17 protein-coding genes are annotated in these 17247 nt (G+C 62.3%); 9 read left to right on the forward strand and 8 right to left on the reverse strand.

Annotation, left to right across the window (positions count from 1 at the left end; genetic code table 11):
- Positions 1-60: 60 nt before the first annotated feature.
- The 3 genes from LIS66_RS03235 (at position 61) to LIS66_RS03245 (ending at position 3935) form a co-directional block, all read left to right on the forward strand.
- Positions 61-1338: an acetyl-CoA C-acetyltransferase gene (locus LIS66_RS03235; protein WP_227973616.1), complete on the forward strand. Its 1278-nt coding sequence runs from the start codon at positions 61-63 to the stop codon at positions 1336-1338.
- Positions 1339-1663: 325 nt separating this feature from the next.
- A complete protein-coding gene (locus tag LIS66_RS03240; RefSeq protein WP_016771829.1) occupies positions 1664-2560 on the forward strand; it encodes a PA4780 family RIO1-like protein kinase in 897 nt (298 codons plus the stop codon).
- A gap of 166 nt (positions 2561-2726) precedes the next feature.
- Positions 2727-3935 (forward strand): MFS transporter, encoded by a 1209-nt coding sequence (locus LIS66_RS03245; RefSeq protein ID WP_042609761.1) that lies wholly within the window; start codon positions 2727-2729, stop codon positions 3933-3935.
- On the opposite strand, the gene cueR is transcribed toward LIS66_RS03245, so the two are convergent.
- The 3 genes from cueR to LIS66_RS03260 all read right to left on the reverse strand — a co-directional run bounded on the left by cueR (position 3889) and on the right by LIS66_RS03260 (position 7271).
- Positions 3889-4302: a Cu(I)-responsive transcriptional regulator gene (gene cueR, locus LIS66_RS03250; RefSeq protein ID WP_016771827.1), complete on the reverse strand. Its 414-nt coding sequence runs from the start codon at positions 4300-4302 to the stop codon at positions 3889-3891. The genes LIS66_RS03245 and cueR overlap by 47 nt on opposite strands.
- Positions 4299-6692, reverse strand: a complete 2394-nt coding sequence (cueA, locus tag LIS66_RS03255; RefSeq protein WP_042609762.1) for a copper resistance metal-translocating P1-type ATPase CueA — start codon at positions 6690-6692, stop codon at positions 4299-4301. Before cueA ends, cueR begins: the two co-directional genes overlap by 4 nt.
- Before the next feature lie 195 nt (positions 6693-6887).
- On the reverse strand, positions 6888-7271 hold the full coding sequence (locus tag LIS66_RS03260; protein ID WP_042609763.1) for a hypothetical protein: 384 nt from the start codon (positions 7269-7271) through the stop codon (positions 6888-6890).
- 148 nt (positions 7272-7419) lie between these two features.
- Between LIS66_RS03260 and LIS66_RS03265 the strand changes: the two genes are divergently transcribed.
- Both LIS66_RS03265 and LIS66_RS03270 read left to right on the forward strand, forming a co-directional pair.
- A complete protein-coding gene (locus tag LIS66_RS03265; protein WP_042609764.1) occupies positions 7420-7617 on the forward strand; it encodes a heavy-metal-associated domain-containing protein in 198 nt (65 codons plus the stop codon).
- Between the two features lie 87 nt (positions 7618-7704).
- Complete coding sequence (locus LIS66_RS03270; RefSeq protein ID WP_227973617.1) at positions 7705-8901, forward strand: multidrug effflux MFS transporter; 1197 nt, start codon at positions 7705-7707, stop codon at positions 8899-8901.
- A 12-nt stretch (positions 8902-8913) separates the two neighbouring features.
- Here LIS66_RS03270 and LIS66_RS03275 read toward each other — a convergent pair whose 3' ends face one another.
- Positions 8914-9087: a hypothetical protein gene (locus LIS66_RS03275; protein WP_016771823.1), complete on the reverse strand. Its 174-nt coding sequence runs from the start codon at positions 9085-9087 to the stop codon at positions 8914-8916.
- Positions 9088-9239: 152 nt separating this feature from the next.
- The gene (locus tag LIS66_RS03280) at positions 9240-10253 is read right to left on the reverse strand and encodes a zinc-binding alcohol dehydrogenase family protein (RefSeq protein ID WP_227973618.1); all 1014 of its coding nucleotides are present in this window, start codon (positions 10251-10253) and stop codon (positions 9240-9242) included.
- On the opposite strand from LIS66_RS03280, the gene LIS66_RS03285 reads away from it, so the two are divergent.
- From LIS66_RS03285 to LIS66_RS03300, 4 genes are all read left to right on the forward strand, one after another.
- Positions 10252-10404, forward strand: a complete 153-nt coding sequence (locus LIS66_RS03285; protein ID WP_227973619.1) for a hypothetical protein — start codon at positions 10252-10254, stop codon at positions 10402-10404. The two genes, LIS66_RS03280 and LIS66_RS03285, sit on opposite strands and share 2 nt — an antisense overlap.
- Positions 10391-11320 carry a LysR family transcriptional regulator gene (locus LIS66_RS03290; RefSeq protein ID WP_042609767.1) on the forward strand — a complete coding sequence of 310 codons (930 nt, stop codon included), beginning with the start codon at positions 10391-10393 and terminating at the stop codon, positions 11318-11320. The genes LIS66_RS03285 and LIS66_RS03290 overlap by 14 nt, the downstream gene beginning before the upstream one ends.
- 317 nt (positions 11321-11637) lie before the next feature.
- Positions 11638-12372: an ArsR/SmtB family transcription factor gene (locus LIS66_RS03295; protein WP_042609768.1), complete on the forward strand. Its 735-nt coding sequence runs from the start codon at positions 11638-11640 to the stop codon at positions 12370-12372.
- Positions 12373-12499: 127 nt separating this feature from the next.
- Positions 12500-13882, forward strand: a complete 1383-nt coding sequence (locus LIS66_RS03300) for an MFS transporter (protein WP_064362919.1) — start codon at positions 12500-12502, stop codon at positions 13880-13882.
- 119 nt (positions 13883-14001) lie between these two features.
- Here the strand turns inward: LIS66_RS03300 and LIS66_RS03305 are convergent, their stop codons facing one another.
- The 3 genes from LIS66_RS03305 to LIS66_RS03315 all read right to left on the reverse strand — a co-directional run bounded on the left by LIS66_RS03305 (position 14002) and on the right by LIS66_RS03315 (position 17217).
- Positions 14002-14955, reverse strand: a complete 954-nt coding sequence (locus LIS66_RS03305; RefSeq protein ID WP_227973620.1) for an adenosine deaminase — start codon at positions 14953-14955, stop codon at positions 14002-14004.
- 80 nt (positions 14956-15035) lie between these two features.
- Positions 15036-16001, reverse strand: a complete 966-nt coding sequence (locus tag LIS66_RS03310; RefSeq protein ID WP_227973621.1) for a 2-oxoglutarate and iron-dependent oxygenase domain-containing protein — start codon at positions 15999-16001, stop codon at positions 15036-15038.
- A 142-nt stretch (positions 16002-16143) separates the two neighbouring features.
- Positions 16144-17217 (reverse strand): BMP family ABC transporter substrate-binding protein, encoded by a 1074-nt coding sequence (locus tag LIS66_RS03315; RefSeq protein ID WP_042609770.1) that lies wholly within the window; start codon positions 17215-17217, stop codon positions 16144-16146.
- Positions 17218-17247 lie beyond the last annotated feature (30 nt).

Genomic DNA, 17247 nt, shown 5'->3' on the forward strand with positions numbered 1-17247 from the left:
GCGAGCAGGCTCACTCCTACAAAGGATCTATGTGAATTCGCAAGTCTGACAGGAGCTTTTATGACTCAGCTGCGCCGCGTCGCGATCATCGGCGGTAACCGCATCCCCTTCGCCCGCTCCAACGGGCCGTATGCCACGGCCAGCAATCAGGTGATGCTGACGGCCGCGCTGGAAGGCCTGATCGAGCGCTACAACCTGCACGGCCAGCGCATCGGCGAGGTGGTAACGGGCGCGGTGCTTAAATTGTCACGGGATATGAACCTGACTCGCGAATGCGTGCTCGGCTCGCGCTTGTCTCCGACGACACCGGCCTATGACATCCAGCAAGCCTGCGGCACCGGTCTGGAAGCGGCACTGCTGGTGGCCAACAAGATCGCGCTCGGCCAGATCGATTGCGGCATTGCCGGCGGCGTCGACACCACCTCCGACGCGCCGATCAGCGTCAGCGAAGGCCTGCGCAGGATTCTTCTGCAAGCCAACCGCGCGAAGAGCACCGCTGACAAACTGAAAACCCTGCTGCAATTGCGCCCTCAACATCTGATCCCCGAATTCCCGCGCAACGGCGAGCCGCGCACTGGCCTGTCGATGGGCGAGCACTGTGAATTGATGGCGCAGACGTGGAATATTCCCCGGGAAGAACAGGATCAACTCGCCTTCGAAAGTCATCACAAACTCGCCGCTTCCTACAGCGAAGGCTGGCATAACGATCTGATGACACCGTTTCTTGGCCTGACCCGCGACAACAACCTGCGTCCTGACCTGACCCTGGAAAAACTCGCCACGCTGAAGCCGGCCTTCGAAAAAAATGCCAAGGGCACGCTGACCGCGGGCAACTCCACGCCGCTCACCGATGGTGCTTCGGTGGTGTTGCTCGGCACTGAGGAATGGGCCAACGAGCGCGGCTTGCCGATCCTTGCTTATCTGCGCGACGGCGAGGCGGCGGCAGTGGATTTCGTCAACGGTGCCGAGGGCCTGCTGATGGCGCCGGTGTATGCCGTGCCACGCTTGCTGGCGCGCAACGGCCTGACCTTGCAGGATTTCGATTACTACGAGATTCACGAAGCGTTCGCCGCGCAGGTGTTGTGCACGCTCAAGGCCTGGGAAGATCCCGAATATTGCAAAACCCGCCTGGGACTCGACGCGCCGTTGGGTTCGATTGATCGCAGTCGGCTTAACGTCAAAGGCAGCTCCTTGGCGGCGGGGCATCCGTTTGCCGCGACCGGCGGGCGGATTGTGGCGAACCTGGCCAAGCTGCTGGATGCGGCCGGCAAGGGGCGGGGGTTGATCTCGATCTGCGCGGCGGGCGGGCAGGGTGTCACTGCGATTATCGAACGCTAAACGCGATCCCATGTAGGAGTGAGCCTGCTCGCGATAGCGGTGTGTCAGATGATGAGTTTTTCAACTGATACGCCGCTATCGCGAGCAGGCTCACTCCTACAAGGGGACCGTAGCATGTCAGATTCTGTCGCAAATGCCCTTGCCGGCCGATACCAATCAATGCCACGGTCTCGGCTATGATTCGCCCCGGTCGCTACGTTCGATCCGGCACAGTGTGTGCATCCTCAAGGTTCACAGGTCGGCACCCCCTCCCCGTCGGGCGAGGATTGCCGTATAACGAGTGACATTCGCGTGTTTGGTAATAAAGGACCCACAATAAAAGCTGATGAAGACTCCAAAACGCATTGAACCCCTGATCGAGGACGGTCTGGTCGACGAAGTGCTGCGTCCACTGATGAGTGGCAAAGAGGCAGCTGTTTATGTAGTGCGCTGCGGCAATCAGTTGCGTTGCGCCAAGGTCTACAAGGAGGCGAATAAACGCAGTTTCCGCCAGGCGGCCGAGTATCAGGAAGGCCGCAAGGTTCGCAACAGTCGCCAGGCGCGGGCCATGGCGAAGGGGTCCAAGTTCGGTCGCAAAGAGACCGAGGACGCCTGGCAGAACGCCGAAGTGGCGGCGCTGTTCCGTCTGGCCGGTGCGGGTGTGCGGGTGCCGAAGCCCTATGACTTCCTCGACGGCGTGCTGTTGATGGAGTTGGTGGCGGATGAATTCGGCGATGCTGCGCCGCGGCTGAACGATGTGGTGCTGGAGCCGGATCAGGCGCGCGAGTATCACGCCTTCCTGATTTCGCAGATCGTGCTGATGTTGTGTACCGGTCTGGTGCACGGTGACCTCTCCGAGTTCAACGTGCTGCTGACCCCGACCGGTCCGGTGATTATTGACCTGCCCCAGGCAGTCGACGCTGCGGGCAACAACCACGCGTTCAGCATGCTCGAGCGCGACGTTGGCAACATGGCTTCGTACTTCGGGCGTTTCGCGCCGGAGTTGAAGAAGACCAAGTACGCCAAGGAAATGTGGGCGTTGTACGAAGCCGGCACCTTGCACCCGAACAGTGTGCTGACCGGCGAGTTCGACGATCCGGAAGACCTGGCGGATGTCGGCGGGGTGCTGCGAGAGATCGAAGCGGCGCGCCTCGACGAGGAACGCAAGCAGGCCATTCGCGCGGCGGACGACGCGCCGAAAGGCAAACCCGAAGAGCCGCCTCCACCGCCGTGGATGCAGTGATCGTTTGACGAGAAACCCGGCTTCGGCCGGGTTTTTTGTGCCCGCGCACTTTCCGCAGACGCGAGCGTGCCCTTGTAGGAGCTGCCGAAGGCTGCGATCTTTTGCCTTTGCTTCAAGGACAAGATCAAAAGATCGCAGCCTTCGGCAGCTCCTACAAGGACCGTATGTGAGTACCCCGCGCAACACCCACCTGATCGTAACCGCCCGGCTGATCTCCGATTTCGGCGCCTTCCTCAACATGGTCGCGCTGGCCACTTACGTTTATCTGCTGAGCAACAGCGCCATGAGTGTCGGCATCTTCCTCGCCAGCCGCGTCGGTGGCGGGATTTTTGCCAGTCTGCTTGGCACACGCTTCTACCGGCGCTGGCAGGGTCGCGCGCCGCTGATTGCTTTCGATCTGTTGCGCGCTGCACTGCTGGGGCTGCTGATGGTCACACCGGCGAATCAGCAGGCATGGCTGTTGCCAGTCATCGCCTTCGGCCTTGGCCTGGGCAATTCAATGTTCGCCATCGGCCTCAACAGCCAGTTGCCGCGCTTGATCGACCCGGCGCACCTGCTCAAGGCCAACGCCTGGATCACCTCGGCGTCCTCAGCAGCCATGGTCGGCGGCAGTCTGGTGTCGGGGTTGCTGGTGGCCGCTTTCGGTTTTGAAACGGTCTTCGCCCTTAATGCGCTGACCTATTTGCTCGCGGCGCTGCTGATCGTGCCACTGCGTTTCGAGAAGGCAGATATCAGCGAACAGCCGGAACGCGGCGAATGGTTTGCGCTTCGGCAGGGCTTGCGCTCGGCGCCGGTGGTCGCGGCGATGCTCGCGGTGACCATGGCCGACACCTTGGGCAGTGCTGCGCATAACGTTGGCTTCCCGATCATTGCGAAACTGCTCACCCCGGACGCGGCCAGCACGACGTTGGGCCTGGCGCTTGCGGTATGGGCCAGCGGCAAACTGCTCGGCGCGCGCATCGCCAGTCGTCTGAAGGGCTCGGAGAATAGCCATCTCGAACGCAGGTTTTTCTGCGGCGTGGCGCTGATGTCCTGCGGCTTCATCCTGATGTTCCAGCAACACAGTCTCTTGGTACTGCTGCTGTTCGCCTTGCCGGCGGGACTGGGCGATGGCGTTTCCGAAGTGAGCCTGCTGTCTCGGCTGCAACGGGAACCTGCGGCTTTGCGCCTGCCGATTTTCAGTGTGCTGACCTTGCTGCAGATGACCGGTTTCGGCATCGGCATGCTGGTTGCCGCGCCGTTCTATGCGTGGTGGACGCCAGGGGCCGTGGTCATGCTGTTCCACGGCATTCCCCTCGGCACCCTGTGCGTGGTGACGCTGTTGCGGATCAGGCGCGAGCGGGTTGCGCGCAGCAGCCCGACGCCAGTTCCTTGAGGATCGGGCAGTCCGGGCGGTGATCACCGCTGCAGTGCTCGACCAGATCCTGCAGGGTGTCGCGCAACTCGCCGAGCTCGCGGATCTTCTGGTTCAACTCGTCGATGTGCTGGCGCGCCAGTGCCTTCACATCGGCGCTCGCGCGCTGGCGATCCTGCCAGAGGGTCAGCAGCTTGCCGACCTCCTCCAGGGAAAAGCCCAGATCCCGCGAGCGCTTGATGAACGCCAGCGTGTGCAGGTCATCGCTGCCGTATACGCGGTAACCGCTGTCGGTGCGATTGGCCGCTTTGAGCAGGCCGATCGACTCGTAATAGCGAATCATTTTTGCGCTCAGGCCACTCTGCCGGGCCGCTTGGCCGATGTTCATCGGTGTTCCTCCAGGTCCTTGGGTTTCCAGGTTTTCAACAGTAGCGCATTGCTCACCACACTGACGCTGGACAGCGCCATCGCCGCACCCGCCAGCACCGGATTGAGGAAGCCGAACACCGCCAGCGGAATGCCGATCAGGTTGTAGACAAAGGCCCAGAACAGGTTCTGACGAATCTTCGCGTAGGTCTTGCGGCTGATCTCCAGTGCCGCGGGCACCAGTCGCGGATCGCCGCGCATCAGGGTGATGCCGGCCGCATGCATGGCGACGTCGGTGCCGCCGCCCATGGCGATGCCGATGTCTGCGGCGGCGAGTGCCGGGGCGTCATTGATGCCGTCGCCGACCATGGCGACCACACCGGTTTTCTTCAGCTCGGCGACGGTCGCGGCCTTGTCCGCCGGCAGCACTTCGGCGTGAACATTGCGGATGCCCAGCGCTTCGGCCACCACGCGCGCACTGCCACGGTTGTCGCCGGTCAGCAGATGGCTGTGGATATCTCTGGCGGCGAGTTGTTGCACCGCTTGCAGGGCGCCGGGTTTCAGCGTGTCACCGAAGGCGAACAGACCGAGGACACGTGTTTCAGGACTTTGCTCGATCAACCACGACAATGTGCGGCCTTCGCTTTCCCAAGCCTCGGCGCAAGCGCTCAGGTCACCGGCGCTCAGAGCGCTTTCGTCGAGCATCCGCCGATTACCCAGCGCCAGACGCCGGCCGGCAAGCGTGCCGGCGATGCCGCGTCCGGTCAGCGACTGGCTGTCACTGACATCGGGCACGTTCAAGCCGCGTTCGGCCGCTGCATCGAGCACCGCTTTGGCTAACGGATGCTCGCTGCCGCGCTGCAACGCACCGGCCAGTCTCAGCAGGTTGTTTTCGTCACCATCGATCGCATTGAAATGGGCGATCTGCGGTGTCCCCGAGGTCAGGGTGCCGGTCTTGTCGAACACCACAGTGCCGACTTCATGGGCGCGCTCCAGCGCTTCGGCGTCCTTGATCAGAATGCCGTGGCGCGCGGCGACGCCGGTGCCGGCCATGATCGCCGTCGGGGTGGCAAGGCCGAGGGCGCACGGGCAGGCGATCACCAGCACGGCGACGGCATTGATCAATGCGGTTTCCAGCGGCGCGCCATACAGCCACCAGCCGATCAGCGTGGTCAGGGCGATCAGCAACACGGTCGGCACGAAAATCCGGCTGACCTTGTCCACCAGTTTCTGGATCGGCGCTTTCGCCGCTTGTGCGTCTTCGACCAGACGAATGATCCGCGCCAGCACGGTTTCCGCGCCGAGCGCCTGGGTGCGCACCAGCAAACGACCCTCGCCATTGATCGCGCCGCCGGTGACCTTGTCGCCCGGCTGTTTCGGCACCGGCAGGCTTTCGCCGCTGATCAGCGCTTCGTCGGCGTGGCTCTGGCCGTCGACGACTTCGCCATCCACCGGGAAGCGTTCGCCGGGTTTGACCAGCACCAGATCGTCGAGGCGCAGGGCGCTGATGGCAACGTCCTGCTCACGGCCATCGACCACTTGAATCGCCCGCTCCGGCCGCAGTGCTTCAAGAGCGCGAATGGCGCTGGCGGTCTGGCGTTTGGCGCGGCTCTCGAGGTATTTGCCGAGCAGCACCAGGGCGATGACCACGGCCGAGGCTTCGAAGTACAGATGCGGCATGCGTCCGGCGGCCGTCGCCCATTCATACACGCTCAGCCCATAACCGGCGCTGGTACCGAGGGCGACGAGCAGATCCATATTGCCGGCACCGGCGCGCACGGCTTTCCACGCCGCGACATAAAAGCGTGCGCCGAAGACGAATTGCACGGGTGTGGCGAGGGCGAATTGCGCCCAGGCCGGAAGCATCCAGTGAATGCCGAACGGCTGCAGCAACATCGGCAACACCAGCGGCAGCGCGAGGGCGATCGCACAGATCAGTGCCCAGCGCTCGCGGTGCAGGCGTTTTTGCTGGTCGTCGGATCGCGGCCCTTCGGCTTGCCAGACGCTGGCCGAATAACCGGCCCTGCTCACCGCATCGAGCAGGGGCTGCGCATCGACCTGACCGAGCAGTTCGATATGCGCACGTTCGTTGGCCAGATTGACGCTGACACTGTTCACGCCGGGGACTTTGCTCAGGGCTCGCTCAACGCGACCGACGCAGGACGCGCAGGTCATGCCGTCGATGCTTAGCTCAAGGGTTTGCCGGGGCACGCTGTAACCGGCGCGCTCCACGGCTTGCATCAGCGCCGGCAGGCTGTCGCCGGGCGCCTGCACTCGAGCCTGCTCGGTGGCGAGGTTGACGCTGACGGCGCTGGCGCCGCTGACTTTGCGCAGAGCCCGCTCGACACGCCCGGCGCAACTGGCGCAGGTCATGCCGGCAATCGGCAGATCGAAAGTGGTGGATTCGGACATCGGTCGCGCTCCCTGTAGTGGATGCCTACAGGATCAACCTTGCCATGCGGGCAAGGTCAAGCGCCATTATTCACCCCACTGCAAAACGACCTGTGGGAGCGAGCCTGCTCGCGAAAGCGCCGGTTCAGTCAACATGATTGCTGAATGATGCACCGCTTTCGCGAGCAGGCGCGCTCCCACAGGTCGGGTATTGGCTCAGTAACCCAGGCCCGCCGGCTTCAGGTACACGCCTTCAGCATTCATCGCCAGGCGGAACTTCAGCACATCCCCGGCATGCAGCACGACCTCCTGCGAACCCGGCGCCAGCATGCCGGGATTGCAACCCGGTGCCTGCCCCGGCAGCAGCTTCAAGCGCAGCGAAACCTTGCCCGGCGGCAGGTTGAACGAAGTGCTCTGCTCCTGAAACAGTCGCGCCGAGAGCTGGTCCTGGATGTACACGCCGATCTCGCACGAGGTCGCGACTTCGAGGCGCTCGCGGGAAATGATCAGTACCGCGTAATCCTCGCCGGCGGCTTGCACCTGCGGGACGGCGGTGAAAAGGCTGAGCAAGCCAAACAGGCTCAAAGATGACCAGCGCATGGCTGAATCTCCTGAATTTCAGTCATTGATGCACGCAGCTTGGCCGAGCGCGGCGCCGATTGCCAGCCCGGCAGTTTTTCGCAGAACTTGACCTTGCCATCGTGGCAAGCTTGAAACTGCCGGCAACCTCACTCAAAGGAGTCTTCCCATGCAAGTGTTCAACGTTCAAGGCATGTCCTGCGGTCATTGCGTCAAAGCCATCACCCAAGCGGTGCAGGCCATGGATCCGGCGGCCAGCGTGCGGGTCGACTTGGCAGCCAAAGAAGTCGGCGTCGAAAGCGCGCTGAATGCAGATCAGGTCATCGAAGCGATTCGCGAAGAAGGTTATGAGGTGAAGCTCGTCTGAAATTGATCGTTAGCGAGCTATCGGAATGTTCAAGGCGTCCGGGCACGGCTAGACTGTCGGGCTGCGACTTGCCCACCTGGATGCCTGATGAATTTCCGCACGATTTTGATACTCGGCGCCTTGAGCGCCTTCGGTCCTTTGGCGATCGACTTCTATTTACCCGCGTTTCCGGCGATGGCCCTGGCGTTCGGCACCGATGAGCAGCATGTCCAGCTGACGCTGGCGGCGTACTTCCTCGGCCTGTCCCTCGGCCAACTGGCGTACGGGCCGATTTCCGATCGCTTCGGCCGGCGGCTGCCGCTGCTCAGCGGCGTCGTCCTGTTCACCCTGGCGTCATTGGCCTGTGCCTACGCGCCGAGTCTGGAATGGTTGATCGGCGCGCGTTTCGTCCAGGCATTGGGCGGTTGCGCAGGCATGGTGATTTCCCGTGCGGTGGTTGCCGACAAGTGCGACGCAGTGGGCTCGGCGAAGGTCTTTTCCCAACTGATGCTGGTGATGGGCCTGGCGCCGATTCTGGCGCCGATGCTCGGCGGTCTGCTGGTCAACACCACGGGTTGGCAGTCGATCTTTCTGGTGCTCACCGGGTTCAGTGCGGCGGCGGGCCTGGCGGTGGCGTTGGGGCTGCCGGAAAGCATGCCGGCCCACGTGCCGCGCCAGCCGCTGTCCGGCGCATTGCGCCAGTACGCGCGACTGGTCAAGGATTCGGTCTACCTCGGCCATGCCCTGACCGGTGGCATCGCCATCGCCGGGATGTTCGCCTACATCGCCGGTTCACCGTTTGTGTTCATCAAACTCTACGGCGTACCGGCCGAGCATTTCGGCTGGCTGTTCGGCACCAACGCGGCAGGCTTCATTCTGGTGGCGCAGGTCAATGCGCGGCTGCTGGCCAAACGTGGCCCGGCGTTTTTGCTGGTGCGCGCCGTGTGGGTGTACTTCCTCGCCGGGCTGACCTTGCTGGCGGTCAGCGCAATGCGTCCTGATGCCCTGTGGCCGCTGCTGATTCCGCTGTTCATCTGCATCGCCAGCCTCGGTTGCATCATTCCCAACGCTTCGGCCTGCGCGATGAACGGTCAGGGCGCCCGTGCTGGCAGCGCTTCGGCGATGCTCGGTTGCCTGCAATTCAGCATCGCCGCCGGGGCAGCTGCATTGGTGGGTGTGTTGCACGATGGCAGCGCCGTGCCGATGGCCATGGTCATCAGCCTGTGTGGTTTGCTGGTGGTGAGCGTCGCGCTGCTCACCCGGCGTCTGCAGAATGCCCGGGCGCTGGCGCAAGCCCAAGCCTAGAGGCTTGAAAACTCAGCCAGCGGCGCGCTGCTGGCTGGGTTCGGGGATCCGGTGGGGCGCGCAGAGCCGCGCTTCGAGGGTGCGCGTGAAGGCCAAAGCTTCGGCTTCACTGCGAAAGGTCACGACATGCTGGTCCAGACGTACCTGCCACTGAGACTTCGCCACTTCTTTTATCAGGATCTTCATTGCTGACCTCCCTTGCGTAAAAGATGTATCGCAGAGGCTTCGATTGTAGACCCCTATACCCGCGCAATTGTGACAAGGGTCAGGCAACTGACTGACGGCAAAAAGCCCCGCAACCGCTCTGGCATCACGAGCGACTGCGGGGCTTTTATTGTTTAGAAACCTTCTAAAACAATTTTCCCCTTGGCCTTGCCGCTTTCCAGCAGCTCATGGGCGCGCCGCAGGTTGGCCGCGTTGATCACGCCGAAGTGCTCGCCCAGGGTGGTTTTCAAAGTCCCGGCGTCAATCAGCTCGGCGACGCGGTTGAGCAGCTTGTGCTGTTCGATCATGTCTGGCGTTTCGAACAGCGAACGGGTGTACATGAACTCCCAGTGCAGCGACAGGCTCTTGCGCTTGAGCAGGCTGATGTCGAGCGACTTCGGATCGTCGATCAGCGCCAGTTTGCCTTGCGGCGCGAGGGCTTCGACCAGTTGCGCGAGATGCTGATCGGTCTGGGTCAGGCTGGCGACATGGGTCACGCTGTCGATGCCGGCGCGTTTCAACTCTTCGCTCAGGGGCTGACTGTGATCGATAACCAGATCGGCACCGAGTTCACTGACCCACTCACGGGTTTGTGGACGGGAAGCGGTGCCGATGACTTTCAGGCCGGTCAACTGCCTGGCCAGTTGGGTAAGGATCGAGCCGACGCCCCCCGCCGCACCCACGATCAGCAGGCTCTGGCCTTGATCGGTGTTGCCTTCGCTGATCTGCAGGCGCTCGAAGAGCAATTCCCAAGCAGTGATCGCGGTCAGCGGCAGCGCGGCGGCTTCGGCAAAACCCAAGGATTTGGGCATGTGGCCGACGATGCGCTCATCGACCACGTGCAGTTCGCTGTTGCCACCGGCGCGGGCAATCGAACCTGCGTAGAACACCTTGTCACCGGCCTTGAACAGGGTGACGTCGCTGCCGACCGCCTTGACTACACCGGCAACGTCCCAGCCCAGCACTTTCGCCGCGCCGTTTTCCGGCGCCGCGTTCTGCCGCACTTTGGTGTCGACCGGGTTGACCGAGATGGCTTTGACCTCCACCAACAGGTCGCGCGGGCCGGCGACCGGCTCTGGCAGTTCAATGTCCTGCAGGGACTTGGTGTCGCTGATCGGCAGGGACGCGTAATAGGCGATGGCTTTCATGGATGGCTCCGTACAGGTGATAGAAGAAGAAAATCGGGATGAATTCGATGGAGGCCATCATTGGCTATTTCTCTGGGCGATAAAAGCGGCTAAAAGAGCAGGCTCTTTCAATATTTTTTTGATAATCGAGGCTGTGCATGCTGCGTTTTGATGACTTGCAGTTGTTTGTCCGCGCGGCGGATCTGGGCAGCCTGTCGGCGGCCGCGCGGGGGATGGACATGTCGGCGGCGGTGGCCAGTGCGGCGTTGAAGCGCATCGAGCAGCAACTGGGCGCACGCCTGCTGGCGCGTTCGACCCGCAGCCTGCGTCTGACCGCCGAAGGTGAAGGCTTCCTCGAATACGCCCGCGCCGCCCTGAGCAATCTCGACGAAGGCCGCCGCCTGCTGGCCAGCGGGCAGGATCAGGTCAGCGGGATCCTGCAGCTTTCGGCGCCCTCGGACTTCGGTCGCAATCTGCTGCTGCCGTGGCTCGACGCGTTTCAGCGGGAACACCCGAAACTGACGGTGCGCCTGCTGCTGGGTGACCGCATCGCCGATCTGTTCCGGCAACCGGTGGACATCGCCTTGCGCTATGGCGAGCCGGAAGATTCCAGCCTGATTGCCTTGCCCATCGCGCCACACAATCGCCGGGTGTTGTGCGCATCGCCCGACTATGTGGCCCGACACGGCGAACCGCGCCAGCTCGAGCAACTGGCCCAGCACAACTGCCTGTTGTACATGCTCGGCAGCCGCGTTCACGACCACTGGAGTTTTCACGATGGCAGGCGCGACGTCAGCCTGACCGTCAGCGGCGATCGCTTCAGCGATGATGCCGACGTGGTGCGGTTATGGGCGCTGGCCGGTGCCGGGGTTGCCTATAAATCCTGGCTCGACGTGGGTACCGATGTGCTCGCCGGGCGCCTCAAGGTCCTGATGCCGGAACTGCTGTGTGAGCGCGCACCGCTGAATCTGTTGTGCGCCCATCGCGCACAATTGAGTAAGCCGGTGAACCTGCTGAGGGAGATGCTCGCCAGTCGATGCGCCGAATTGAGTAGTCAATTTCCCGCTTTCCACAAAGTTGATCATTAGTCGCAGGCAAATAGAGAAATTTCTGTCAGGAACAATCGCCACCTGCGCAGGCCCGGGCGCAGGACGTCTGGCGTAACCCGCTTATACTAGCGCCCGCCTCATGCCTGCACTGACACCCGGCGCGCAGACCCCGTAACGCGTTGCCGGCTTTTGGTGACGGTTGCAACTTCTGCTGCCAGGTTGTGTGCCGGAGCAGCTGGTGTCGGTGGCATCCCTTGCCCCCGATCCAGGGCGATTTTCGCGTGTTGGCCGATCATCCGTTAGCGGCCAAGATGTCTCCGAGCGGTAGACGATACGATTCAACAGGGAGTGAACATATGGAACATGCACCGTGCATCAGCCAGATCGCGACATTGCTGGCCGACCCCAAGCGCAGCGCGATGATGTGGGCGTTGATGGATGGCTCGGCGCGGCAAGCCGAAGAGCTGGCGCTGCTGGCCGGGCTCTCGCCGTCGTCGGCCAGTGCGCATCTGGGGCGACTGTCCGCGGGTGGTCTGTTGAACGTCGAAATGCGTGGGCGCAAACGCTTCTTTCGCCTGGCGGCTCCGGAAGTCGGTGCGGCGATCGAGGCATTGGCCAGCGCCACCATTGCCAGCGCGCCACGGCAAATCCCCGCTGCGCTGAAACGCACCTCGACCATGGTCAGGCCGCAGGCGGCGCCGTCTTCGCTGTTGCGCGCGCGGTTCTGCGACGATCATCTGGGCGGCACCCTGGCAGCCGACCTGTATCAGCGCCTGCTCGATGCCGGCTGGATCGAACAGCTTGAGCAGCGGGTGGTAGTGACGCACAAGGGCTCGACCCGACTGGCCCAGCGCGGCGTGTTCATTCAGGCGCTGGCGCACCGCAACGTGCAGGTGGCCTGTGCCTGCCCGGACTGGAGCGAGCGCCGTCCGCACATGGGTGGCTCACTCGGCGCGGCGCTGTTGCAGTTGTTCATGCAGTCTGGCTGGCTGACCTTGCCCAACGATTCCCGCGCCTTGCAGTTGACCGCCACCGGCCAGCGCGAGATCCATCGCTTTGCCAAGGAAACCGAGCTGGAAACAGCGTTCTAGAGCATTGCCCTGCAATGGGCTGAAGCGCAACGTCGTCTACGGCTGTGAACAGGTCGTATCCAGTACGGCCTCCGAATGACCATCACGCACACTCGATCCGGGGATTTTCCGGATGGGGGAGCGCAACATGAATACACAACGCTTTAGCGCGGCTGAGCGCCTGGAACGGCTGCCGGTCAGTGGTTATCACCGCGTCATTTTCATCATCATCGCCTTGGCATTTTTCTTCGATTCCATGGATCTGGCGATGATGACCTTCCTTCTCGGCTCGATCAAAGCCGAGTTCGGCCTGAGCAGTGCACAGGCGGGGCTGCTGGCCAGTTCGAGCTTTTTCGGCATGGTGCTGGGGGCGTCATTGTCGGGGATGCTCGCCGACCGCTTCGGACGCAAACCGGTGTTTCAGTGGAGCATCGTGCTGTGGGGCGTGGCCAGTTACCTGTGTTCAACAGCGCAGACGGTGGAGACGCTGACGCTGTTCCGCATCCTGCTGGGAATCGGCATGGGCATGGAGTTTCCCATCGCGCAATCGATGCTGTCTGAGCTGATTCCGGCGCAGCGGCGCGGGCGCTACATCGCCCTGATGGACGGCTTCTGGCCGCTGGGGTTTGTCGCGGCTGGCGTGCTCTCGTACTTCCTGCTGCCGCTGATTGGCTGGCGCGATATCTTTCTGGTGCTGGCAGTGCCGGCGGTGTTCGTTCTGGCGATCCGCTTTTTCATTCCCGAGTCACCGCGCTGGCTGGAACAGGCCGGCCGCGACGCCGACGCGGACAAGGTGCTGGACGGCATCGAAGCGCGGGTGCGTGCTTCCATGGGCGGTGCAGCGTTGCCGGAACCGGTTCGTCTGCCGCGCACGGTGACGCCACCGGGCAATTTCTTCTCGGCACTCAAGCAGATCTGGTCGCCGCAATATCGCCAGCGCACGACGATGATCTGGAGCCTGTGGTTCTTTGCATTGCTGGGTTTCTACGGACTGACTTCATGGCTCAGCGCATTGTTGCAGCAGTCGGGTTTCGCCGTGACGCAGTCGGTCTACTACACGGTGCTGATCTCGCTGGGCGGGATTCCCGGATTCCTCATGGCGGCGTGGCTGGTTGAGCGTTGGGGGCGCAAACCGGTGTGCATCGTCACCTTGCTTGGCGGCGGGGTGATGGCGTTTCTGTATGGGCAGAGCGCGGTGTTCGGCGGCAACGTGGCGTTGCTGATCGGCACCGGGCTGTTGATGCAGTTCTTCCTGTTCGGCATGTGGGCGGTGCTCTATACCTACACGCCGGAGCTGTACCCGACGTCGGCACGGGCGACCGGCTCGGGATTCGCCTCGGCGATCGGCCGCGTCGGTTCGTTGCTCGGGCCACTGGTGACCGGACTGGTATTCCCGATTACCGGGCAGGGCGGAGTGTTCGCGCTGGGCGCGGCGTGCTTTGCGATAGCGGCGGGGGTGGTGTGGCTGTTCGGGATGGAGACGCGGGGCAAGACCCTTGAGGAGCTGACCGAAGCAGAAATTACCGGCTGAGAACAGTCAAATTGTAGGAGTGAGCCTGCTCGCGATAGCGGAGTGTCAGATATGGATTTTCCAACTGACACTCCGCTATCGCGAGCAGGCTCACTCCCACATTGGTTTTGCGGTGTTGCTTACGGTTTTACCAACCGCGCATCCAGGCTGTTCTGCGCCAGGCGCCTGGCCTGATCCTGGGTCATGCCCAGATGTTCGTGCAACGCGTGGAAATTCTCGGTCACGTACCCGCCGAAATACGCCGGATCGTCGGAGTTCACCGTGACCTTCACGCCGCGCTCGAGCATCTCGAGGATGTTGTGCTGCGACATGTGATCGAATACGCAGAGCTTTGTGTTCGACAGCGGGCACACCGTCAGCGGGATCTGCTCGTCAATGATCCGCTGCATCAGGCGCTCGTCTTCGATGGCGCGTACGCCATGGTCGATGCGCTGGATTTTCAGCAGATCGATAGCTTCCCAGATATACTCCGGCGGGCCTTCTTCGCCGGCGTGGGCAACGGTGAGGAAGCCTTCGTCGCGGGCGCGATCAAAGACGCGCTTGAATTTGCTCGGCGGGTGGCCCATCTCGGAACTGTCGAGACCGACTGCGACAAACGCATCACGGAACGGCAGCGCCTGATCGAGGGTTTTCTGTGCTTCGTCTTCGCTGAGATGGCGCAGGAAGCTGAGGATCAAACCGCTGCTGATGCCCAGTTGCGTCTCGCCATCCTTGAGGGCAGCGGCGATGCCATTGAGCACCACCTCAAACGGGATACCCCGATCGGTGTGGGTCTGCGGATCGAAGAACGGTTCGGTATGAATCACGTTCTGTTCTTTGCAGCGCAGCAGGTAGGCCCAGGTCAGGTCGTAGAAATCCTGCGAGGTGCGCAGCACATCGGCGCCCTGGTAATACAGGTCGAGAAACTCCTGCAGATTGTTGAAGGCGTAAGCCTTGCGCAGGGTTTCCACGTCGCTCCACGGCAGGGCGATCTTGTTGCGCTCGGCCAGGGCGAACAGCAGTTCAGGCTCCAGCGAACCTTCCAGATGCAGGTGCAGTTCGGCTTTGGGCAGGGCGTTGAGCCAGTCGTACATAGTTTTTTCTCATCAGGTGCAATGCCGGCATTCTACAGAGGCTGGCCGCAACAATTGGCAAAACCTGACCAGGTGATCGATCAGACAGCCTCTTGCTCGCGGCGATAGGCGTAGGTATCGGCGAAGCGCGATAGCAGGAATTCAGCACAGGTGGTCGTCGGATATTTCGCCGGATGCTGCGCGTCCTGACAACCGGGCAGGCATTCAATGCGCGTGTCCGGGTGCGGTTCGGCGAAGAACGGCATCGAATAGCGATCCACGCCCAGCGGGCTGATCACCCGGTGCGGGGTCGAGCGATAACGGTCGTTGCTCCAGCGCGCCATCATGTCGCCGAGGTTGACCACGAACGTGCCGTCAATCGGTGGCGCGTCGATCCATTTACCGTTGACGTTCTTCACCTGCAAGCCGCCGGCGCTGTCCTGGTAGAGCAAAGTGATGCAGCCGTAATCGGTGTGGGCGCCGGCACCTTGCTGCTCGGCGGAACTGGCGGTGTGGCGCGGCGGGTAATGGATCATGCGCAACACGCTGACCGGCTCGACGAAGCGCGTGTCGAAGAAATCGCGCTCGATGCCCAGCGCAATGGTCATCGCCCGCAACAGGGTTTGCGCCAGCGCCTGCATGTCGAGGTAATGCTGCTCCATCAGCGCTGCCCAGCCGGGTTGCGCGGGATGGCGATTGGGCCCGCGCAAGGGTTTTTCCGCGACCACCTCGGGATGCTCGGCCGGCAGGTGCAGGCCCATGTCGAAGGTTTCTTTGAGATCGCTGGGTTTGTCCGGGTCCAGTTGCTCGGTGGCAACCGCACCGTACCCGCGATGGTGGCGGGTCTGGGTGATATCGATCTGGAGTTTTTCCGCGACGGGCAGGGCGAAGAAACGCTGGGCGTGATCGAGCAGGGCGTCGATGCGCCGTGGGGAAACCGGATGGCCCTTGATATAGAAAAAGCCCCACTCGCGACAGGCGTGGTCGATCTGCTCGGCCACGGCGGGCCAAGCGTTTTCGTCGGTGCTGTAGAGCGGGCTGATGTCGATGATGGGGAGCTGATCCATACACAATCCTTGAGGACACAGAAGATCAAATGTAGGAGTGAGCCTGCTCGCGATAGCGGTGTACCAGGCAACACTTTTGCTGAATGAAACACCGCTATCGCGAGCAGGCTCACTCCTACAGGGGATGGTGGTGGGGCTGGGATTATTTCGGCATCTCGGCCTTCATGCCTTCAACGTAGTAATTCATCGACGCCAGTTCCGCGTTGGTGGCACTCACGCCTGCGGGGATTTTTTCGGCGCCGGCCTGATCCTTGATCGGCCCGGTAAACGGCTGCAATGCGCCGCTCTTGATGTCGGCAATCAACTGCTCGGCCTCGGCTTTTACCGGCGCCGGCACCAGGTCGCTGATCGGCAGTTCCACCGTGCCTTCCTTCAACCCGCCCCAGTAATCCTGGGATTTCCAGGTGTGATCGATCACCCCTTGCGTTGCCTGAATGTAGTGCGGCGCCCAGTCGTTGACGATTGAGGTCAGCACTGCTTTCGGTCCGAAGTGGGCCATGTCCGAGGCGTAACCCACGGCATACACGCCGCGTCGCTCGGCAGCCTGGATCGGCGCCGGGCTGTCGGTGTGCTGGAACACCACGTCGACGCCCTGGTCGATCAGCGCGTTGGCGGCATCGGCTTCCTTGCCCGGATCGAACCACGAGTTGACCCAGACCACTTTGATTTCGGTGCCAGGGTTGTACTTGTTCAACGCCAGCTGAATGGCGTTGATGTCGCGGATCACTTCCGGAATCGGGAATGAGGCGACGTAGCCGATCTTCCTGGTCTTGGTCATCTTCGCCGCGAGGAATCCGCTGACGTAACGGCCCTCGTAAGTGCGCGCGAGATAGGTGCCGAGATTCTTGTCCTGCTTGTAGCCGGTGGCGTGTTCGAACGTCACCTTGGGAAATTGTTTGGCGACTTTCACCGTCGGGTTCATGTAGCCAAATGACGTGGTGAAGATCAGATCGTATTTGTCCTTGGCCATGTTGCGGATCACCCGCTCGGCGTCGGCGCCTTCGGCGACGTTTTCCACGTAGTTGGTGGTGATCTGCGTGCCGAATTTCTCCGCCAGCGCCTTGCGCCCCTGCTCGTGCTGATACGTCCAGCCGTGGTCACCGATCGGGCCGATGTAGACGAAACCGACCTTCAGCGGATCGGCAGCGCTGGCGCTCAGGCTGATTCCCAGACCGATGGCGGCGTACAGCAATTTGTGCAGCGGACGTATTGGCATGAACCCGAACCCCGTTTTGTTGTGTGTGCT

This window comes from Pseudomonas sp. HN2 (assembly GCF_020736465.1).
GTDB classification, from domain to species: domain Bacteria; phylum Pseudomonadota; class Gammaproteobacteria; order Pseudomonadales; family Pseudomonadaceae; genus Aquipseudomonas; species Aquipseudomonas moraviensis_A.

What these genes read in the sequence shown, in the direction of transcription:
- LIS66_RS03235 (WP_227973616.1), top strand. Translation starts at nt 61, where the DNA reads ATGACTCAGCTGCGCCGCGTCGCGATCATCGGCGGTAACCGCATCCCC.
- LIS66_RS03240 (WP_016771829.1), top strand. Translation starts at nt 1,664, where the DNA reads ATGAAGACTCCAAAACGCATTGAACCCCTGATCGAGGACGGTCTGGTC.
- cueR (WP_016771827.1), bottom strand. Translation starts at nt 4,302, where the DNA reads ATGAACATCGGCCAAGCGGCCCGGCAGAGTGGCCTGAGCGCAAAAATG.
- cueA (WP_042609762.1), bottom strand. Translation starts at nt 6,692, where the DNA reads ATGTCCGAATCCACCACTTTCGATCTGCCGATTGCCGGCATGACCTGC.
- LIS66_RS03260 (WP_042609763.1), bottom strand. Translation starts at nt 7,271, where the DNA reads ATGCGCTGGTCATCTTTGAGCCTGTTTGGCTTGCTCAGCCTTTTCACC.
- LIS66_RS03265 (WP_042609764.1), top strand. Translation starts at nt 7,420, where the DNA reads ATGCAAGTGTTCAACGTTCAAGGCATGTCCTGCGGTCATTGCGTCAAA.
- LIS66_RS03270 (WP_227973617.1), top strand. Translation starts at nt 7,705, where the DNA reads ATGAATTTCCGCACGATTTTGATACTCGGCGCCTTGAGCGCCTTCGGT.
- LIS66_RS03275 (WP_016771823.1), bottom strand. Translation starts at nt 9,087, where the DNA reads ATGAAGATCCTGATAAAAGAAGTGGCGAAGTCTCAGTGGCAGGTACGT.
- LIS66_RS03285 (WP_227973619.1), top strand. Translation starts at nt 10,252, where the DNA reads ATGGATGGCTCCGTACAGGTGATAGAAGAAGAAAATCGGGATGAATTC.
- LIS66_RS03280 (WP_227973618.1), bottom strand. Translation starts at nt 10,253, where the DNA reads ATGAAAGCCATCGCCTATTACGCGTCCCTGCCGATCAGCGACACCAAG.
- LIS66_RS03290 (WP_042609767.1), top strand. Translation starts at nt 10,391, where the DNA reads ATGCTGCGTTTTGATGACTTGCAGTTGTTTGTCCGCGCGGCGGATCTG.
- LIS66_RS03295 (WP_042609768.1), top strand. Translation starts at nt 11,638, where the DNA reads ATGGAACATGCACCGTGCATCAGCCAGATCGCGACATTGCTGGCCGAC.
- LIS66_RS03300 (WP_064362919.1), top strand. Translation starts at nt 12,500, where the DNA reads ATGAATACACAACGCTTTAGCGCGGCTGAGCGCCTGGAACGGCTGCCG.
- LIS66_RS03305 (WP_227973620.1), bottom strand. Translation starts at nt 14,955, where the DNA reads ATGTACGACTGGCTCAACGCCCTGCCCAAAGCCGAACTGCACCTGCAT.
- LIS66_RS03310 (WP_227973621.1), bottom strand. Translation starts at nt 16,001, where the DNA reads ATGGATCAGCTCCCCATCATCGACATCAGCCCGCTCTACAGCACCGAC.
- LIS66_RS03315 (WP_042609770.1), bottom strand. Translation starts at nt 17,217, where the DNA reads ATGCCAATACGTCCGCTGCACAAATTGCTGTACGCCGCCATCGGTCTG.